The organism is Psychrobacter glacincola, from assembly GCF_904846215.1.
GTDB lineage: Bacteria > Pseudomonadota > Gammaproteobacteria > Pseudomonadales > Moraxellaceae > Psychrobacter > Psychrobacter glacincola.
In genome coordinates this window covers 53972-70896 of sequence record NZ_CAJGZK010000004.1, presented here as the reverse complement: position 1 = coordinate 70896, position 16925 = coordinate 53972, and the positions used below count along the sequence as shown (strand labels likewise).

Below are 16925 nucleotides of genomic sequence, written 5' to 3'. Positions count from 1 at the left end.
GAGAAGAATATATAGACATAGTACTGCCAAATCTAACCTTTTTTTATGCGTTAATGATTTATTGAATAAACGAAATAGTGTTAATGCATCACAATAGATAGTGCTCTTGCACATAAGTCACACACAGCTCATAAAAAGCTTGAGCGGGTGGGGAGATGGTCTTATTAGCCAGTTTAAAGATACCGATTTGTCTGTTTAAAGAAGGGTCAAGCAAATTTAGCCAAACCAATTCGGGCTCATTAGAGGGAAAGGCAAGTTTCGGTAGGGTAGTAATACCAAGATCGTTTCTTAACAATGAGAACAATGAAGTGATGTTTTCTACCGTGTAGCGAGCTTTGCGATTGAGCACTTCGGCTGGCGTGTTCTCGAGTAATCGACAGGTGCCATTATAAATAAAAGGCTCTGCCATGAGTTGCTGCCATTTTAGCCCCTGAGATTGACTTGATTCATTATTTAGCTTATTACTTTTAAGACAAACTACCCCGATAGGGTCTGATATCAGTGGGGTAAAATCAATATCTGTTTGATTGATACTCGTACAATTACCTAACGCCAAATCCACCTCGCCCGTGAGCAGCCGATTTGCAACGCCAACCGCGTTATCATCTATCAAAACAATTTCAATGTCAGGGTATTTCTTTGAATAGGCGACCAGTACGCTAGGCAATAGCTTAGTCACCAGTGATGGCACGCTAGCAATTCTTATCTTCCCTTTATCGCCTGCTGCGGTCGCTCTTAAGTCCTCCTCAAATGCTTGATAAACACTGATGAACTGCTGAATCTTTGGCAAGCAACTTTCCCCAAACGGCGTCAGTGTTGCTTTATTGCCACTTTCAAATAAACGCTGATCCAGTGTTTTTTCCAGCTCTTTTATAGAGGCGGATAATGCGGCCTGTGTTCTATTAGCGCGGTTGGCTGCCACACGAAAACCCCCTTCTTCTACCACAAATAAAAAATGTCGTAACTGTTGTAGTTTCATAATCGTTAGTGCCTTTGTGCTTGCTGCCGTTGATCAGAAGCTATTCATTATAGCGATAGATTAAATCTATCATATTTAACATTTAATTAGTTAGATTTGTCATTATTTATTGCGTAGGATAATCAATAACACAGAAATTGCCAAACCATTCATTCAAAGGATATGACGATATGACGACTCCCTCAACCAAACAAGCGGTTCAGACTTCACTTTATGCCTCAAAAGCACCTCTTGAATGGGCGATTACAAGTAATGGCACATTATACACCGCGCAAATTCCTATTGATGAAAACGGTGATGTGGTCGCAGGTGGTATCGAAGCCCAAACTCGGCAAACCCTTGATAATTTAAAGCATACTTTAGAATGTGCCAATGTAGGCATGGACTCAGTCTTACAGGTACTCATTTATGTTACTGATCGTGAATATCTAAAAACGGTCAATCAAGTCTATGCGCAGTACTTTGCAGCACCATACCCAAATCGTGCAGCGTTAGTGATAGCAGGACTTGCTCGTGAAGAGATGTTGGTTGAGCTAGTCGTTTATGCAAACGTACCATAGTTTTTCCACTATATTTATACAACGCTTTCAATCATTTGAATTTTAATAAACTGAGGACGCCACTATGTCAGCTCAAAACATACACAAAGTATCACAGCAAGACCCACAGCAATCCCTTTATATCAATGGTGAATGGCAAGCGGGTAGCGATACCATTACTAATATTAATCCCTCTGATATCACTGAAACTATCGGCGAGTTCGCCCAAGCCAGTAGCGATCAAGTTAAGGATGCTATTGCTGCTGCCCGCCAAGCGCAGCCAAAGTGGGAGGCAACGCCGTTAGAGAAGAAGCAATCGATTCTGCAGGCGATTGGCGATGAAATGATTGCCCGCTGCGATGAATTAGGTACTTTGTTGTCACGTGAAGAAGGCAAGCCCTTTCTTGAGGGTCGCGGTGAGATTTATCGTGCAGGTCAGTTCTTTCATTATTACGCCGCTGAAGTATTACGCCAAATGGGCGATACTGCGGATTCAGTACGTCCAGGGGTCAAAGTGGAAGTGACTCGTGAGGCAGTCGGCGTCGTCGCCATTATCTCTCCTTGGAACTTCCCAACCGCAACTGCTGTGTGGAAAATCGCCCCAGCCTTAGCATTTGGCAATAGCGTCATTTGGAAGCCTGCCAATTTAACACCAGCCAGTGCGGTAGCATTAGCTGAAATCATTCACCGTCAAGGGTTGCCTGAAGGGACATTTAACTTAGTATTGGGCGGCGGCTCATCAGTCGGCGATGCGCTCATTCATTCAAAAGATATCGATGCGGTCAGCTTCACAGGTTCTGTGCCAACCGGTCGTAAAGTAGCTGCGGCAACCGCACCAAACTTTGTCCGTTGCCAGCTGGAGATGGGTAGTAAGAATGCTTTGGTCATCGCTGATGATGCTGATTTACAAGTCGCTATTGATGCTGCGGTCGCAGGTGCGTTTGGCGGTTCAGGACAAAAATGTACGGCATCTTCACGCTTGATTGTCATGGATGGTATTCATGATGCTTTCGTCGATGGTGTCATCGCAAAAATGAAAACCCTAAAAGTTGGTCATGCGCTTGATGAAGGTATCTTTATGGGTCCTGTGGTTGATGATAAGCAACTTGCTTCTAACCTAGACTGGATTGAAAAAGCCAAGCAAGCCGGTGCCAATTTAGCCTTTGGTGGCGAGCGTTTAGATATGCCACATGATGGCTATTATATGTCGCCAACCTTGTTTACCGAGACCGATAACAGCTGGGATATCAACCAAGAAGAGGTGTTTGCGCCATTAGCTTGTGTCATGCGCGTTAGCAGTTTAGAAGAAGCGATTGCGATGACCAACGATACTCGCTTTGGTCTAACTGGCGGCATTATTACCCAAAGCTTACGTAATAGCGCGATGTTCAAAGAGCAAGTACAAGCAGGTTGCGTCATGGTTAATTTGGCAACTGCTGGTACCGATTATCATGTGCCATTTGGTGGTCGTAAACAGTCCAGCTTCGGTCCACGCGAGCAGGGTTCGTATGCCAAAGAGTTTTATACCATTGTCAAAACGGCTTATCAAAAAGCGTATTAATCGTTGCTGTTTTAGAAAGTGTTTAGAGATGTAGTTAAGGCAGATTTAAGATTGTTACAGTATGGCTGGGAGAAATTTTCGAAGCCTCTGGAGTGGCGTAGCCACACAGCAAGCAAGAAAAATTTTTACCAGCTATACGAAAATATTTATAACTCTATTTTATTTAGTACTGACTATATCTATAAAGTATAAAAGGAATAAAAAATGTATCAAGACCATATCGTCATTGACGGCTTACAGTATAGCAACTGGGACCGTGACTATTTCAAAATGCTGCAAGCCAGCGGTATCAATGCGGTACATGCCACCTTGGTTTATCACGAGGATTCGCGGCAGACGATGACGCGCTTTGCAGAATGGCATGCACGCTTTGAGCAAAATAGCGATTTGATATTGCCTGTGTATTGTGTTGAAGATATTAAAATGGCAAAGCAGCAAGGTAAAGTTGGTATCCTTTTTGGCGCGCAAAATTGTTCACCGATTGATGATGAGATTGGTCTGATCAGCGTGATGCGCCGTTTAGGACTACTGATCATGCAGCTGACTTATAATAACCAAAGCTTACTAGCAACGGGTTGTTACGAGAACAATGACAGTGGTATTACGCGCTTTGGTCAGCAAGCGATAGCAGAGATGAATCGGGTTGGAATGATTATCGATATGTCGCACAGCGCAGAGCAATCAACGCTTGAGGCCATCGAGATATCGAGCCGTCCCATTTGTATCAGTCATGCCAATCCAACTGCTGCACACGATGCGCTACGTAATAAATCTGATGCGGTCATTAGTGCCTTAACCAAAGCGGGCGGGCTGTTGGGTTTTAGCTTATATCCATTTCATTTGCCGAATGGTAGCGCGTGCACGCTCAATGATTTTTGCAGCATGATTGCTGATTGTGCCGATAAATACGGTACTGAGCATTTGGCCATTGGCAGTGACTTGTGCCTAAACCAGCCGCAAGCGGTGCTTGAATGGATGCGCAATGGACGCTGGTCAAAGGCGATGGATTATGGCGAGGGCAATGCCAACAATTCTGGTTGGCCGGATACTTTGCCATGGTTTGCAGGCAAGGACGGAATGGAGAATATTTATAACGGTCTACTAAAACATGGTTTTGATGATACAGACGCTGGAAAAATCATTGGACAAAACTGGTTTGATTTTCTTGAGAGTGGCATTCAGCCTTTAGTATAAATGCTAGGCACCTAGATATAGTTGATCCACTTTTAAAAGAGTACAGAACTACTGAGGTTCCTTATTCGCAGCCTCTGTCTGCATAGGCACAGCAAGCAAGAAAAATTAATCCCAGTATTGATTGATAATATTTGTATTTCTTTTATTTAGGACTGACTATAGCTTTCTGAAAGACTGGCTAAAACTTAAAGTAACAAGCATTAAAGTCAATCATTAAAGTCCATCATTAAAGTATAGATAGGTAAGACGGTTTAGATAAAACGCCAATTTAAATGACGCAACATTATCATATGGAATCACATCATGGCTGATTTAAAAGGATTTAACAGTAAGCGACATGAGCAAGGACGCTCTCACGAAGCCGATAAGATAGCGGATAATTTAACGCAGGTACAAAGTTCTACCGATACTTTAGGACTCAAAAACCCCGCATTTTGGTACAGCGGCGGCTTTATTATTGCTTTTGTACTTATGGCAATCTTTGCTGAGGCACAGCTGGCTACCATCGTTAATGCAGGCTTTGTTTGGTCGGCTAAGATCTTTGGTCCGTTTTGGCAAATATTATTGTTAGCTACTTTTGTGATTGCTTTGGCGGTCGCTGCAGGGCGCACTGGGCAAGTTATTTTAGGTAATCTGCCTAAGCCTGAAATGGATGCCTTTAAGTGGATGGCCATTCTGTTTTGTACGCTACTTGCAGGTGGTGGCGTCTTTTGGGCTGCTGCTGAACCTATTGCCCATTTTGTGTCGGCACCGCCCTTGTATGGTGAATCCGCTGATATACAACAACGCGCTATTAACGCATTGTCGCAATCCTTTATGCATTGGGGTTTTTTGGCTTGGTCGATTGTCGGTAGCTTGACTGCTATTGTAGTGATGCATCTGCATTATGATAAAGGCTTGCCACTTAAGCCGCGTACGCTGCTATATCCTGTGTTTGGTGACCGTGTGCTCACAGGTCATACCGGAGCGATTATTGATGCTTGCTGCATTATCGCCGTTGCCGCCGGTACGATCGGTCCTATTGGCTTTTTGGGTCTACAAACCAGCTATGCGCTCAACACGCTATTTGGTATTCCTGATACTTTTGTCACTCAGCTTATTATTATTATATTTGCTATTGTTCTATACACCATTTCAGCGATCAGTGGCCTTGCTCGAGGTATGCAGCTGCTTAGTCGTTTTAATGTCATATTAGCCTTTGGTCTGATGGTCTTTATTCTGATGTTTGGTCCTACCAAATTTATTGTTAATGGTTACATACAAGGTGTTGGCACTATGGTGCAAAACTTTATCCCGATGGCAACATATCGCGGTGATGAAGGGTGGCTTGGTGGCTGGACGGTATTCTTTTGGGGCTGGTTCTTAGGTTATGGTCCGATGATGGCTATCTTTATTGCCCGTATCTCTCGTGGTCGCACTATTCGCCAATTGATTACGACGGTTTGTATCATTGCTCCATTGGTTACCTGCTTTTGGTTCACAGTCATCGGTGGTTCGGGTCTTGCATTTGAGATTGCTAACCCTGGTAGTGTCAGTACCGCATTTGAAGGCTTTAATCTTCCTGGCGCACTGCTTGCCATCACTCAGCAGCTACCATTTCCATTAATTACCTCGTTATTGTTTATTGTTTATTGTTTTGACCATGATCTTTATCGTGACTACAGGCGACTCGATGACCTATACCATCAGTGTCGTTATCAGTGGCGAGCACGAACCAAACGCTATGATTCGTAGCTTTTGGGGCGTTATGATGGGGGTTACGGCTATCGTTTTGATATCGCTTGGTTCAGGCGGGGTGACCGCTTTGCAATCCTTTATCGTGATTACTGCTGTTCCGGTGTCCTTTGTTCTTCTGCCGTCGTTATGGAACGGACCCAAAATTGCTCAGCAAATGGCGCGAGATCAAGACCTTTATCGTCCTAACCGAGTTGAGACCGATCATCGAATCGCTGAGGAAAAGCTTGCTAAAGAAACAACGGTCAAAAAAATCGACTGAGTGAGTTATTACTATAGCCAACACCTTGCTTGTATATTGACGTTGTCAGCTGACGTCAGTATACAAGTATCAAATGAGTTGCTGGTTTAATCTATTATTTAAGGTGATCGTTATATGGAACATAGCCTACTAATCAATGGTGACACAAGCAACGATAAGCTAGATGCAGTCAGCTTCCGTACACCCGACGTGGTGATGCATTCTGAACGACTGGGTGCCATGCACCAAACGCGTATCAGCTTCGTGCGTACGTTATTGCGTAAAATCGACAAAGAGCATTGGACATTAAGCAAGCACCTATGGGATTTAGATAACGACGGCTACGGACAGGTCATTTATCGCTTGCAAACCCCTGAGCATGTTTATCATCTGGTGGTGTTTTGCAATCAGATTGCCGATGAAGAGCGTAACGATCGCGTCATTGCGCAAAAATGGGATGTCACATTTGCCCTCGTCTATGGCGAAATAGGGGACGAGCTACTTGCCAATCTAAAAGCCAATGTGCCATTGCAAGAAGCGGGTCGTAACTCCAACATGGTAATGGTGCTGGCACGTGCAAATAAAAGCGTGCGGGTCTTTGACCATATCGTCTCATCCTTAGCTAAAGGTCAGCAGCCTGATTTGGACGTACTGGCGCAAGTGGGTTATATCCTGCGTACTACAGCAGTTTATGGCAACGGTAAATTCGGTATTTATGACTTTAAACCGCTGGATCACAGCGAGGATTTTAATCAATCTTTTCGAGCCCAGATGTGTGCGGTGTATCTCATTCGAGAGTTTAGCCTTGATTGGGTCGATTATTTGGCTCAAAAAAAGGGTGGCGCTAAAGCGGCCAGCTTGCATCCGGAGATTAAGCGGTATCTGGGCATAGGTAATGCGACTGGTCTTGGCATGGCGCCTTATTTGATCAATCATCCTTGTGTCGTTGATCAATGGCTGAGTGCTCGTGAAGGGGCGCTACAAGCGGTGTTGGTCTGTGATATTGAAGATGACAATAACAGCAATAACAATGACAATGACAATGACAATAACAACAATAACAATAATAAAATCCAGCAGCTCTCAAATTTAATAAAGCGCGCTATCCAGCATTTCTCTGAAGTGGTGACTATCAATGAGCCGCAAATTCTATTGAATAGTACCGTCGTTGATGAGCTGAATAAGCTACAAAATAACTTTATGAGCGAGATTGAAGGATGCGTTACGTGGGCTGATTTTTTACAGCGTCAGGCACACCTTAGTTTTGAGAGCCAAGAGGTCATTACTTCTTGCCTGATGGAGCTGTATCCTGAGCTTGTTGATGTGTTTGCAGGGCAAGCCAATGCTGATGAAACTATGTCACTACCTAGCGGCAAAGTCGTGCAAGATTTGATTGACGTATTAGAAGCGCGTTATCAGTGGGCGATCAGTATTGATTTTGAGGCAGAAGATAATGTCTATTGGTTCTGGTATCGCTCAGAAGATAAAGAAGAGCCAAGAATGGGTGTGCGCGGACAAGAGCGTGGTGATGATAAGGAGTTCCTATTAGATATTGGTAGGCAGGCGAATACATTATATCTGGCATTACAACAAGCGGATCCACAGCAACTGTTATCAGAATTTATCTTAAAACAACCAAAGTATCGCTCAATTGCTCGGCGCGTCTGGACAATGGGGCATAAAAAGATGGGCGATATTCAGATTAATGTGCTGCAAAAGACGGCATTACCAATGCATTTGTTACGTTGTAAATTGTCTATGTTTGGCGCGACCAAGTTCGATCCAAGATCAGATCGCTGGGTGCGTGTCACGCTATTCCAAGGTGCGCCTTTGTTTGCCGAAGTACACAGCGATGAGTGGCTGTTTCCTTTATTACCGGATTTATCTGTATCAGAAAGAGAGGTAACCCATGATCGTATCGCATAATGAAATAGTGACCATGGTGAATAAAGCTTTTTTGGGCATGCAACGTGAAGTAGGTGAAGCTGACCTTATTGCTTCCATGGTAGCTGAGCTACAAATGGCTGGTCTAAATGGTATTTTGCATTTCAATAATGCCAGTCCTTTTATTTTGTCTGAGCGTGATGTTGCGATTGATATCATCTATCAAGGCGAGGGTGAAGTCAGATTAGACTTGCATGGGAGCAGTTTGGTCTGTCATCTACCCGCAGTGATGGATTATGTGATTGAAAAGATGGGCAGTCGCGATCATTTTAAAGTATATTTGCAAAATTGTCATAACCGCTGGCTGGCTTATAGTGAGCTTGCAAAACTGGCGGCAAAAGGCATCGCTTGTTTGGCTAAATGGGACAATGGCAGCGCACCCAAACATACGATATTTACATTAGATAAAAGGTTTGTTTATCCTGATCTGTATTTTTTTAATGAGGCGCAGGCTAACTATAATACCGATACCGATACCGATACCAATACCAATACCAATACCAATACCAATGACATGGTCATTGAGCTATCAACAGCCAACTTTGATATTGAACAGGATATTCAGCACTTTGATTATAAAGTATCAACAGATGAGCTGTATGCAACCCATCAGCGGGCATGGAAAGAAGGCATTTATGTTGATGACGAGCAGTGGGCAGTTCTGAAAAAAAGCGCTACCGCAATATTGGTCGAAAACAGTGAGGCATCAAGTAAAGGGGCAGGAGGTATATAGGCTATAGAACAAGCACTCATTACGAAATTATAAAAGGAATTCTGTAATAGTGTGGTAAGGTAAAAAACCTTACGAGATTAAGGTAGTACACAGAAGGTATTGTTTTTCATTACTTTTTATTTTCAATTATTCTCTCTGTCTACGTAGGTGAACTCTGGATCAGATTTTCTATTCGAACATGATTTGGTCATTGTCTGCTGAATTTATCTCACAAACTCACTGAATAAAGAGACTTATATGATGATCTTTCGTACCCTTGCAACCAGCGTTGCCATTCTTGCTATGCCAGTTTTGAGTTTCGCCCATGATAACTCAGTACCGAATACCAATATTCCAACGGTCGTCCTAGAAAAAACCACACAACAGTTCATTGATAGCCTAAAAGGAACGACGCCGATCAATCAACTGCCTTATGCAAAAGCGCGTCAGGTCTTGATCGATACCCAAACCAAAGGTGTCACTGCTATGCCACCTGCAGATGTGAAAGAGATGACTTTTAAAGTCGGTATGGATGGTGAGTTCAAAGTCTATACGGTCCGTCCAGTGGGCACAAAAGGTAAGGCACTGCCGGGTGTGGTTTACTTCCACGGCGGCGGTTGGATACTGGGCGATTTTACCACTCATGAAAGGTTGATGCGTGATTTAGCGACCCAAGCAAATGCGGCGATGGTCTTTGTAGAGTATAGTCCTGCCCCTGAGAAAAAGCATCCCGTTCAGCTTAATCAGACCTATGCTGTACTGAAGTATGTATCATAGAATGCTGCTATGTTTGGTATTGATGCCAATCAGCTGTCTATCGCAGGGGATTCAGTCGGTGGTCAGATGGTCGCCATCAATGCTGTACGTGCCAAAAACGAAGGTCTGCCACTCGACTCAATGGTTCTGTTCTATCCGGTGACTACCGCAGACTTGACCAGTAATTCTTACAAGCTTTTTGCAAATGGTCCATGGCTTAGCAAGGCAAGTATGCAATGGTTCTGGAATGCGTATCTACCTAAAGGTGTCGACAGCTCCAATCCAGGCGTGTCGCCATTGAACTATAGCCAAAAAGATCTTGCAAACTTACCACCTGCGCTCGTGATTACGGATGCCAATGATGTGTTACGTGACGAGGGTGAAGCTTTTGCCTCTAAACTGACGCTAGCTGGCGTGAAGACGCAGAGCACGCGTTACGACTTTACAACCCATGATTTTGTGATGCTAAACCCATATGCACAAACGCCTGCGACGAAAACGGCAATTACGGAAGCGGCGAATTTCTTAAAAAATAACTTCACTAAATAATTATTTTATATAGTAGTTAGTAGGTTCTTGCTTCCAAATGACCAAAAAAGGGTAGGACTCAGTCCTACCCTTTTTTATGCGGCGTCCTAAACCCTATCTTTTATTCATTGGTGTAATGGTATAGTCAGGGAAAAGTAATATCGATACATCAAGTACTGCTGATATTCATTTTTCTTGCTTGCTGTGCTTACGCAGACAGAGGCTGCAAAAAATTAACCTCAGTAGTGATTGATAATATTTGTACTTGTTTTATTTAGGACTGACTATATGAGTCATAAGTCGTTAAATCGATAACTATCAGCATTTTTGCCTAATTGATAATGGTATAAGTTTCGTCAGTCTAAGTATTTTATAGGTCTACTATTAAATCATAAGTAACCAATATTAAGCGAGCATCAGGATAATGTTGAATTGACGAGGTTATGTTATAAGTTTGAGCAAAAATGTATTTTCAGGCAGAATTAGCGCGGTATTTATAGAGATATATTTTTTCTTTACCATATGCCGTTATCTGATAAATTATTGGCGAAGTTAAACTTTTTATTCAATCTTTATATTTTTCTCATAACTTAATACTTACCTCACTCTACAAAAGGCTTTTCACGATGACTCCAATCGACGTACTGTTTATTTTACTTGGTGCTATCATGATTTTGGCAATGCATGCAGGATTTGCCTTTTTAGAAGTAGGTACAGTACGTGAGAAGAATCAAGTCAATGCGCTTAGTAAAATCTTGGGTGATTTTGCCATCTCAACCATGGCCTACTTTTTTATTGGTTACTATGTAGCATATGATGTCAGTTTTTTCGTAAGCGCCAGCGAGCTGATCGAATCTAGTGGCTATGAGCTCGTTAAGTTTTTCTTTTTATTGACCTTTGCCGCTGCCATTCCCGCTATCATCTCAGGCGGTATCGCCGAACGTGCGAAACTCTGGCCACAGTTTATTGCCACATTCGTAATTGTCGCTTTGATCTATCCTACTTTTGAAGGCATCATCTGGAACGGTAACTTTGGCTTTCAAGACTGGCTTGAGGCTAGCTTTGGCGCGCCTTTCCATGATTTTGCAGGGTCAGTGGTTGTCCATGCTATGGGCGGTTGGATTGCTTTGAGCGCTGTAATATTGCTTGGTGCCAGACGTGGTCGTTACAAGGATGGTCGTGTCAATGCGCATCCACCGTCCTCTATTCCCTTTTTGGCACTAGGTTCTTGGATATTAATCGTTGGCTGGTTTGGCTTCAATGTAATGAGTGCGCAGCGAGTGGAGGGTATCTCAGGTTTAGTGGCGCTCAACTCATTGATGGCAATGGCAGGTGGCGTATTGGCAGCTACGGTCATCGGCAGAAACGATCCAGGGTTTATGCATAATGGGGCATTGGCGGGGTTAGTCGCTATTTGCGCAGGTTCTGATATAGTGCATCCGCTTGGAGCGCTCACCATTGGCGCAGTATCAGGCGCAATATTCGTCTATATGTTTACGATCACGCAAAACAAAATCAAAGTCGACGATGTCCTTGGTGTTTGGCCTTTGCATGGCATTTGCGGAATTTGGGGTGGTATCTCAGCAGGCATTTTTGGTAGCGCTGCATTGGGTGGCCTCGGTGGCGTCAGCTTAGTTTCACAGCTGATTGGCAGTGTCGCAGCTATACTTTTCGCTACTATAGGCGGGCTACTGGTTTATAGTATGTTGAAGTATACGATCGGTATTCGTCTAAGTGAAGAAGATGAGTTCGACGGTGCTGATTTAGCCATACACAAAGTGTCTGCGACGTATGGTGAAAATGGATTTTAGCCATCAAAATGGATATTTGTATGTTTATCTCTTTTGCTCTTATCGATCAAGCCAGCAACAGCTCGACACTGACTTGAAAGTAATACTCCTCTTTTATAGTAATACTGACTTTGCCATTATGGGCATTGGCGATAGCCTGCACGATGGATAAGCCTAAGCCTGTTCCCGAATGCATGGTATTCGTTCTATGATGACGATAAAAGCGCTCAAACAGTTTATCTGCCTCTACTTGAGTCAATGGCTGATCCAAGCGATTAGAGATCACTACTTTGAAAGAGGCGGGCTTTAACACAGAGGATTTTATGTTTTGCTTATCACTCGTGCCAGTATGAGTAACCGTTGATATCTCAATATTAGAGGCGTCAATCGTGATCATACTGTCACTAGCAGCATAGTAAATGGCATTTGACATGAGATTGGCGAACAGTCTTTGCAATAAGCTTTCATCTCCTAATACGGCTCTAAAGTTGCCCGTCTTTTCAAAAGTTATATTCCGATCTTCTGCGATCAGCTCATAGTAATCAATGAGCTTAGTGAACATTGACTCAGTATCAACCCGATTGAGCTGTGAGTCAGACAAGCCCTTTTGTGTCTTTGCCAGCAGCAGCATGTTATTAATCAGCGTAGATAACTGCTCAAGGGTGTCATGCTGATGGTGCAGCTGCTCCACATATTCATGGCTTTCTCTAGGCTTAGTCAACATCACTTGGGTTTGAGTGCCAAGCGTCGCCAGCGGAGTACGTAGCTCATGGGCAATATTGTCTGAGAAGCGTGATAATGATTCAAAATTACTTTCCAGCTTCTCCATCATTAAGTTATAAGACTCAGCCAATGGTCGTAGCTCTTGCGGCATGTTACCGACGACCACTCTTTCATCCAGCTGTTCAGGATCGATACCTTTCATCTTTTGGACAATAGTCGCTAGTGGCGCAAACCCCCAATAGACACTCAATGCGGCAATTGACACCAGTAATAGTGTGATCGCAATCAGTATCATAATCAGATGACGGTTAAACTGGATGAGATACTGATGATGAACATCGATAGGCAGTGCAATAAGCGCCAAAGCCTCTTGGTTTGCAATGACCATCGCTCGATAATGTCTACTACCTATTTTGATCATAAACTGCTGATCGCGATAGTTCTGCCGTAGGTGTAACAAGCTAAAACCTGCCGGTAAATCATGGATAAAACTACTGGGATCGCTAGACAATAAATTTCCGTTTTTGTCTGATATTAGCGTTTTTAAATCATAATCTAACCAAGAAGAATGCAGGTGATTGGCATCAATGAGTGATTGGGTCTTTGAAGCGGTTAATGGCTCTATTTTTTTGTCCAAGGCAATCATACGCTTGCGCAGATTAAACGCAGCATGAGTAATGATTTCTGAGTCCATTTGCTCAAAGTGCTCGTTAACAGAGCGCTGAACCCATATATAAATAATGACTTGAGAGATGACAACAAATATGGTCAATAAAAAGACAGTGCGCCATAACAGCGGCCAACGTCGATTCTTAAATTTATATCTCATTTTAGATCGTCTTTGTTACTGTCGGCCGCCAGCGCATCTAACCGATAGCCCATCCCGCGTACTGTATGAATCAGCTTAGTATCAAAGTCGTCATCGATTTTGATTCGTAAACGTCTGATAGCAACGTCAATGATATTCGTATCACTGTCAAAATTCATATCCCATACTTGCGAGGCGATGACAGAGCGCGGCAGTACCTCGCCTTGACGCTCTAAAAAGAATTGCAGTAGAGAGAACTCTTTTGCCGTTAGTTTAATAGCGACACTATTTCTGTGCACTATACGTTTGGTGATATCCATTTTTAGATCAGCGATATGTATGACCGTGCTTTTATAGTCCGATTGATTGGCACGTCGCAGCAAACTTTTTATTCTGACAATCAGCTCAGCGAAAGCAAAAGGCTTGGTCAGATAGTCATCGCCACCAATTTCAATACCTTTGATCCGATCGCTTAAATCATCTTTAGCCGTTAAAAATAAAACAGGCGTATGCTTTCCAGCGGCACGGTAGCGCTGTACCAGCTCAAAGCCACTGACGTCAGGTAGCATCACATCCATCAGCACCACACTGAATTCTTCAGTCATCAACGCATGATAGCCATCTAAACCTGTCATGTGATGATCCACGATGAAACCGGCCTCAGTTAAGCCTTTCTTAATATATTCGCCAAGTTTTTCCTCATCTTCTACTAACAGTACTTTCACCGCAGCTTTCCTTCATATCATTATAGTTGTCAATAGCATATCACTAAGGTGGTTAGCTTATCATTTGTACATTTCTGAAGAACCTGTGTTATCAAGAATCTGTGTTATAACGGTGCGCTCTGGATAAAAGTGGATGCTGGTATTTGGTTTTAATGACAATAAGATGACAATATTGTTTTGTTTCTAACAAACATGTCATGTTGGTGTCATCTAACTGTCAGCCACCATTTAGTATTCTAAATCAACGCCACATAGAGGCTTGTGTTTGATACAGACCGCTTCTATGAGTTAAGCGATTATCTTACTTACATAGTTTATTTATCTTAAAAGGGTTTTATATGAAAAATTATAGTTCATTAAAAAAAGCAGCGTTACTGTCAGTCTCAATGTCAGTATCGATGTTAGTCGGCATGTCAGCGGCCAATGCGCATACGACCAACTTAAGTACTTCAATTATTGATAACTGCGATGCGGTTACTGAATTTGCAAAAAACGCTGATCATAATGATGCTAAGATATCTGATGCTCAAATGAAAGGTTATATCGATGCTAGAGTGGCTTGTCAGGTTCAGCATCAAGATCAACATTTGCAATCTGAAAAGTATTTTGTGAAAAAATATGGTAGTGAGAAGTAATACTAAAAGATTATCTGCGATATTAAAATACAAAAGTAGAAGTCTGACAGCATTGTAATCTTATTGTCATCTACCAGTCAGAATGAATAAGGTATTATTTAAATCAATTTAACAGTCTTGACTTTAAACAGACTCAGGCGTTAATAACTTTCAATAAATAAATAGGAATTAATTATGTCAAAATTTAAATCACTGTCTAAATCAATCGCCCTTACTGCCATTGCTCTTGTTGTATCAACCTCAGCGATGGCTCATGACCCCAAAATGCATGCTGAAAAAGATCAAATGAACTGTGAAAAGATGCAAAAACATATGCAGATGATGGGAAAAATGGATCATAGCAAGATGGACATGGCTGATCCTGCCATGAAAGCCATGATGGCTAACATGAGTAAAATGAAGCAAATGTACCAAAAACATTGCGTGACTACTGACAGTAAATCTTAAAAATTTCAGCTCTGTTAAATCATAGCTCTTCTCTAGCAACAGAGAAAAATTAACGGAAATAAGTTTTTAGGAAAGTATATGAAATTTTTATTGGGTGCGCTCTTTACTGTATTTGTGGCAATCGTCGGCGTATTTGCGGTTGTTAGCAGCGGCGTTGTCAATGTGGGTGCCGACCAAGAGCATAACCCAATGATGTATAGTTTTTTAGAGACCGCGCGCAATCGTTCTATAAAAAACGCCAGTAAAGATATTGTGGTACCAGACTTAGAAAAGGTTGACATGATCAGCTCTGGTGGCGCGGATTATAAGGATATGTGTGCAGGCTGTCACTTGTCTCCGGGAGTGGCAAAAACTGACTTTAGCGAAAGCTTATATCCAAAGCCGCCTAACTTTACCAAGGCTGATATCGTCAAGCGTTATCAAACTGAGGATGGTGCAAAGCAAGGCTTTTGGGTAATCAAACACGGCATTATGGCGTCGGGAATGCCTGCATGGGGCGCCTCTCATGATGATGATAGAATGTGGGCAATGGTGGCTTTTATCAGATCGTTACCTGAATTAGATGAAGCTCAGTACACAATTCTAACCACTAGGATCAATGACGATATGATGGACATGTCATTTGATGGTGATATGAATATGTCGGATGATGGTATGGGCATGGATATGGATATGTCGGATGATGGATCTGGAATGCAGCATTAACCCTGTCTAGATATAAAAGCATCATCACTCGCGGGTGTCGTTATTAACAATGCAGTACTGAATGGTGCTGCATTTAACGTTTGTAGTTAAGTAGTTAAGTAGTTAAGGTCATAAATATAGGGTCTGATTTTTAGGATATCTAGCATAACAATAGACATTTAGAGGTGATTTAATGAGACATGACGCACACGTATTTTCTAATGGACATCACTGGTTATCCGGTCGTGTCCTTTTATTGATGGCGATAACGGCACTACCTCTCACATTAGCCGCTTGCAGCCAATCTAATACCAGCGCCTCTGATGCAAAGCCTGACCAGTCTGATGCTATTACCACACAAACAGTACAAGAAGCTAAAATTACTACTCAAGAAGTAAGAAAAGCTGAAGTTGCACCGATTATGACCCCCGTAACCACTCAGTCCACGTTACTCAAAAACGTCTCAGCGACGGTCTATAAAGATGCCAACTGTGGCTGCTGTAAAGAATGGGTAGGCTATGCAGAAGATAATGGATTAAGCGCAACCACGCACGATGTTGCAGATGTATCCTTATTCAAGGAGCGTTATGGTATGCCACAGAATATGCGCGCTTGTCACACTACGGTCACTACAGACGGTTATGTCTTTGAAGGTCATGTTCCGGCCAAACACATGGCACAGTTTTTAGCCAGCCCACCAAGTGATGCGATTGGGCTTGCCGTACCTGGTATGCCGGTCGGTAGTCCGGGTATGAAAAATGGAGACAAATTTACGCCTTATCAAGTGATGCAGATCAACAAGGATGGCAGCACAGAAGTGTATGCTGCTATTGAGTCTGTTCAGCAGCAACTATAGTGTTGGCTTAGCTATGAATAGATGCTGTTAAATATCGAAAATATGATAACTATAAGCTCATCATCTCTC

15 protein-coding genes and 1 pseudogene are annotated in these 16925 nt (G+C 42.7%); 13 read left to right on the top strand and 3 right to left on the bottom strand.

Going from position 1 to position 16925, the window contains the following annotated elements; translation table 11 throughout:
• Positions 1–88: 88 nt before the first annotated feature.
• Complete coding sequence (locus JMW90_RS03615) at positions 89–979, bottom strand: LysR family transcriptional regulator (protein ID WP_201561736.1); 891 nt, start codon at positions 977–979, stop codon at positions 89–91.
• Between the two features lie 170 nt (positions 980–1149).
• On the opposite strand from JMW90_RS03615, the gene JMW90_RS03610 reads away from it, so the two are divergent.
• From JMW90_RS03610 to JMW90_RS03570, 9 genes and pseudogenes are all read left to right on the top strand, one after another.
• On the top strand, positions 1150–1539 hold the full coding sequence (locus JMW90_RS03610) for a RidA family protein (RefSeq protein ID WP_201561735.1): 390 nt from the start codon (positions 1150–1152) through the stop codon (positions 1537–1539).
• Positions 1540–1603: 64 nt separating this feature from the next.
• A complete protein-coding gene (locus JMW90_RS03605) occupies positions 1604–3079 on the top strand; it encodes an aldehyde dehydrogenase family protein (protein ID WP_201561734.1) in 1476 nt (491 codons plus the stop codon).
• A 204-nt stretch (positions 3080–3283) separates the two neighbouring features.
• Positions 3284–4273, top strand: a complete 990-nt coding sequence (locus JMW90_RS03600) for a membrane dipeptidase (RefSeq protein ID WP_201561733.1) — start codon at positions 3284–3286, stop codon at positions 4271–4273.
• A 303-nt stretch (positions 4274–4576) separates the two neighbouring features.
• Positions 4577–6007, top strand: coding sequence for a BCCT family transporter (locus tag JMW90_RS03595; protein ID WP_265089217.1), 1431 nt, complete (start codon positions 4577–4579; stop codon positions 6005–6007).
• Positions 5946–6269 (top strand): BCCT family transporter, encoded by a 324-nt coding sequence (locus JMW90_RS13885; RefSeq protein ID WP_265089216.1) that lies wholly within the window; start codon positions 5946–5948, stop codon positions 6267–6269. The genes JMW90_RS03595 and JMW90_RS13885 overlap by 62 nt, the downstream gene beginning before the upstream one ends.
• Positions 6270–6383: 114 nt before the next feature.
• Positions 6384–8174, top strand: coding sequence for a hypothetical protein (locus tag JMW90_RS03590; protein ID WP_201561732.1), 1791 nt, complete (start codon positions 6384–6386; stop codon positions 8172–8174).
• Positions 8158–8925: a DUF3726 domain-containing protein gene (locus tag JMW90_RS03585; RefSeq protein WP_201561731.1), complete on the top strand. Its 768-nt coding sequence runs from the start codon at positions 8158–8160 to the stop codon at positions 8923–8925. Before JMW90_RS03590 ends, JMW90_RS03585 begins: the two co-directional genes overlap by 17 nt.
• Positions 8926–9162: 237 nt before the next feature.
• A pseudogene (locus tag JMW90_RS03575) lies at positions 9163–10209 on the top strand (alpha/beta hydrolase).
• A 605-nt stretch (positions 10210–10814) separates the two neighbouring features.
• Positions 10815–11999 carry an ammonium transporter gene (locus tag JMW90_RS03570; protein WP_201561728.1) on the top strand — a complete coding sequence of 395 codons (1185 nt, stop codon included), beginning with the start codon at positions 10815–10817 and terminating at the stop codon, positions 11997–11999.
• A 46-nt stretch (positions 12000–12045) separates the two neighbouring features.
• Here the strand turns inward: JMW90_RS03570 and JMW90_RS03565 are convergent, their stop codons facing one another.
• Positions 12046–13530 carry an ATP-binding protein gene (locus JMW90_RS03565; RefSeq protein WP_201561727.1) on the bottom strand — a complete coding sequence of 495 codons (1485 nt, stop codon included), beginning with the start codon at positions 13528–13530 and terminating at the stop codon, positions 12046–12048.
• On the bottom strand, positions 13527–14234 hold the full coding sequence (locus JMW90_RS03560) for a heavy metal response regulator transcription factor (RefSeq protein WP_201561726.1): 708 nt from the start codon (positions 14232–14234) through the stop codon (positions 13527–13529). The genes JMW90_RS03565 and JMW90_RS03560 overlap by 4 nt, the downstream gene beginning before the upstream one ends.
• Before the next feature lie 338 nt (positions 14235–14572).
• Between JMW90_RS03560 and JMW90_RS03555 the strand changes: the two genes are divergently transcribed.
• The 4 genes from JMW90_RS03555 to JMW90_RS03540 all read left to right on the top strand — a co-directional run bounded on the left by JMW90_RS03555 (position 14573) and on the right by JMW90_RS03540 (position 16856).
• On the top strand, positions 14573–14869 hold the full coding sequence (locus JMW90_RS03555) for a hypothetical protein (RefSeq protein WP_201561725.1): 297 nt from the start codon (positions 14573–14575) through the stop codon (positions 14867–14869).
• Positions 14870–15043: 174 nt separating this feature from the next.
• On the top strand, positions 15044–15316 hold the full coding sequence (locus JMW90_RS03550; protein WP_201561724.1) for a hypothetical protein: 273 nt from the start codon (positions 15044–15046) through the stop codon (positions 15314–15316).
• Positions 15317–15394: 78 nt separating this feature from the next.
• On the top strand, positions 15395–16021 hold the full coding sequence (locus tag JMW90_RS03545) for a c-type cytochrome (RefSeq protein ID WP_201561723.1): 627 nt from the start codon (positions 15395–15397) through the stop codon (positions 16019–16021).
• Between the two features lie 172 nt (positions 16022–16193).
• Entirely contained in the window at positions 16194–16856 is a 663-nt protein-coding gene (locus JMW90_RS03540; RefSeq protein WP_201561722.1) for a DUF411 domain-containing protein, read from the top strand.
• The last annotated feature ends 69 nt before the right edge of the window (positions 16857–16925 follow it).